The following is a 2783-nucleotide window of genomic DNA, read 5'->3' on the forward strand; positions in this document are numbered from 1 at the left end:
GTCGAATTTGTCGACGGCTTTGATGAGGCCGACGGTGGCGGTCTGGATGAGGTCGTCGGTGGGTTCGCCGCGGCCGGAGTAGCGGTGGGCGAGGTGCCGGGCGAGCGGCAGCCAGGCCTCGATCGCCCGGTCCCGCAGCGAAGCCCGGGACGGGTGTCCCACCGGCATCGCGGCCATCGCGGCGAGCAACTCGGCAGCGCTGTCGACCGGAGCCGTGGCGCTGGCCGTGGTCGACGGCGACACCGCCGTCGAGGTCTCGGTGACGGTCATGTCCTGGTCCTCCCTGGCGCCATTCCTGGAGAGCCGGCCCTGTTCGGGACCCGGTCGGTAGGGCATCCATATCTGTGGACGGCGTTCGCCGCCCAGGCACACTTGGCCGTTCGGTTACGCCGACTCTATACGACAGGTCGAGGGAAGACTAGCCGAAAGTGTGAGGGTGTTACCGTGACAAAACGGTCTTAAACCTCCACATCCACCGGGTTTTTCGCTCGAACGAGGGCCGATATCCCCTGGCGCTCCGGCACACAAGCACCTCCGAACAGCGATCACACCGACCCGCACGGGCCACCGCGATTCCCCCTCGAGTGGGCAAGATAGGCACATGACGTCGCTGCCTGCCCCGGTTCCGCACCCGGCGGCGACCGAACAACGCCGCTGGACCCTCGACAGCGTCCAGGACCTACGGCGACTGCGAGCCGAGCTGCGCGAGGCGGTCACCGGCACCCTGATCGACGACGACGGCCTCGACCGCATCGCGGTGGTCGCCACCGAACTGGCCACCAACGCCCTCCGCCACGGCCGCGGACCCACGGTGATCCGCCTCCTGGAGGAACCCGGCCACCTCATCCTCGACGTCGCCGACCACGACCTGGCCGGCGAACCCCTCTTCAACCAGTCCCGCCCGATCGGCTCCGGCGGCCTGGGCCTCCACCTGGCCCGCACGTTCGCCACCGACCTCGGCTGGTACCGAACCCCCACCACCAAACACGTCTGGGCCGTCTTCACCCTCTGAAACACCGTTCCCGCCACTCCGCCAAATGCCCGCCGCCCGCCACTTGGGCCTGACGCCCCGCCGGGTCGCCACTTGGGCCGGATGCGCTGTCGTTTCCCGCCACTTGGGCCGGATGCCCCGCCGGTCTCGTTGCTTAGGCTGGATGCGCTGTCGGTCTCGTTGCTTGGGCCCGATGCGCTGTCGTTCCCGCCACTTAGGCCGGATGCTCCGCCGTTCCCGTCGCTTGGGCCGGATGCTCCGCCGTTCCCGTCGCTTGGGCCTGATGTACTGCTGGTCTCGTTGCTCGTGCCTGATGTGCCGATGTTCCCGTCGCTTCGGCCGATGCGTTTCGGTTTGGCGGCTTCGCCGTATGCGCCGCAGTTCCCGCCGCTTCGGCCGGATGCACTGCCGGTTCCGTGGCTTCGTCGTGTGCGCCGCCGGTTCCGTCGCTTCGGCCTGATGCGCCGCCGGTCTCGGGGCTTAAGCCTGATGCGCCGGGCACGCGGCTTCCGCTTGCAGCGCCAGGTGCCCCGCTTCGGCCTGGGAGCGCCGGGCGAGTCGCCTTCCGCCTACGACGCCGGGCTCGCCGCTACCGTGGCCGACTCCCTCCCTCCCTCCCTCCCTCCTTTCCTTTCACCTCCCACCCGACGCGCGTCCGGATCTGGGTGTAGGCGGAGTGGGTTCGTGCTTTCGGGCCTGGGCGTAGGCGGAGTGGGTTCGTACTTCCGGATCTGGCCGCACGCGGACCGCGACGCTCATGGAAAGCGGCGCGAAGCGCCGAGTTTTCTCCATCCAGGCGACTCTCTCGCACTTCCCCTTCTTGTACGCGGTGCGCACGTGCCCATCGCATGTTTGTGCCCGGCGTTCACTTCGCCCCCGCATGTTCGTGCCCGGCGCTCACCTCCCCGTGGCCCGCGAACCGTCCCGCCAAGCACCTGCCCGCGCCCACGGGTAGGCCGCCGGTCGCGCTGCGTCGTTGTTGATCTTGTGCGGCTGGTCCTCGGCGCTGTTTCGGAGCGTTCGAGACAGCGCTCGGGGGCAGCCGGAACCGATCTGATCGCCTTGGGGACTGCTGCGCCGCCACTGGTGCAGCGCTGACGGCCGGTCTGCGGGAGTGCGCTGAACTGCGCGGATGCTGCCGGGCGCCATTTCTGTTGTCGGTGGGACCAGCGAGAGGGATGGTCATTGGGTATCGGCGTCGCCTCGCAAGATCATGGAACTCTTTCGGCTCGCCGGCATCAGTGACCACGGGAGTGCGATCGAGTGTGGGGGCCGATTTGGCGTTGCTGGGAGGACCGGGTAATGTTCTCCGAGCCGGCAGGGAAACGGGCGAGGTAAACCGGGTCACTCAGCACTGAGAGATCCGCGCACCGGCCGTCCTGCCAAACCCCAAGGATCAAGCGCCACGAGCGATCGTGTAAGCTTCCGCGGGACTCGAGCGAATTCCTAGCTCACCAAAACGGGGAACACCCCGGATTTGGCGCGACGGAATAGCGAGGGTAAAGTAGAGCGAGTGCCCCGGAGAACGGGCCGCGGAATGCGGAACGGTTTGATGGTGTGCGGTTGTTCTTTGAGAACTCAACAGGGTGCTTGATAAGCCAGTGCCAATTATGGCAATACCCCGGCCTGTCTACGGACAGGTTGAGGATTCCTTTGGCAACATTCATGTTGCCGGGACGATTGTTCAACAGATTTTGTTGGAGAGTTTGATCCTGGCTCAGGACGAACGCTGGCGGCGTGCTTAACACATGCAAGTCGAGCGGAAAGGCCCTTCGGGGTACTCGAGCGGCGA

General features: G+C 66.8%; 2 protein-coding genes and 1 rRNA gene. 2 read left to right on the forward strand and 1 reads right to left on the reverse strand.

Going from position 1 to position 2783, the window contains the following annotated elements:
• Nucleotides 1–270, reverse strand: a 270-nt coding sequence (locus tag J5X75_RS43675) for a sigma factor (protein WP_274383857.1), incomplete at its 3' end; no start/stop codon positions are given.
• A gap of 331 nt (nucleotides 271–601) precedes the next feature.
• Here J5X75_RS43675 and J5X75_RS43680 point away from each other — a divergent pair.
• Together J5X75_RS43680 and J5X75_RS43685 are read left to right on the forward strand one after the other, a co-directional pair.
• On the forward strand, nucleotides 602–1012 hold the full coding sequence (locus J5X75_RS43680; RefSeq protein WP_208473628.1) for an ATP-binding protein: 411 nt from the start codon (nucleotides 602–604) through the stop codon (nucleotides 1010–1012).
• A 1673-nt stretch (nucleotides 1013–2685) separates the two neighbouring features.
• A 16S ribosomal RNA gene (locus tag J5X75_RS43685) occupies nucleotides 2686–2783 on the forward strand; the annotation flags it as partial.

Source organism: Actinoplanes flavus, from assembly GCF_017592555.1.
In the GTDB taxonomy this organism is placed as follows: domain Bacteria; phylum Actinomycetota; class Actinomycetes; order Mycobacteriales; family Micromonosporaceae; genus Actinoplanes; species Actinoplanes flavus.

What these genes read in the sequence shown, in the direction of transcription:
- J5X75_RS43680 (WP_208473628.1), top strand. Translation starts at nt 602, where the DNA reads ATGACGTCGCTGCCTGCCCCGGTTCCGCACCCGGCGGCGACCGAACAA.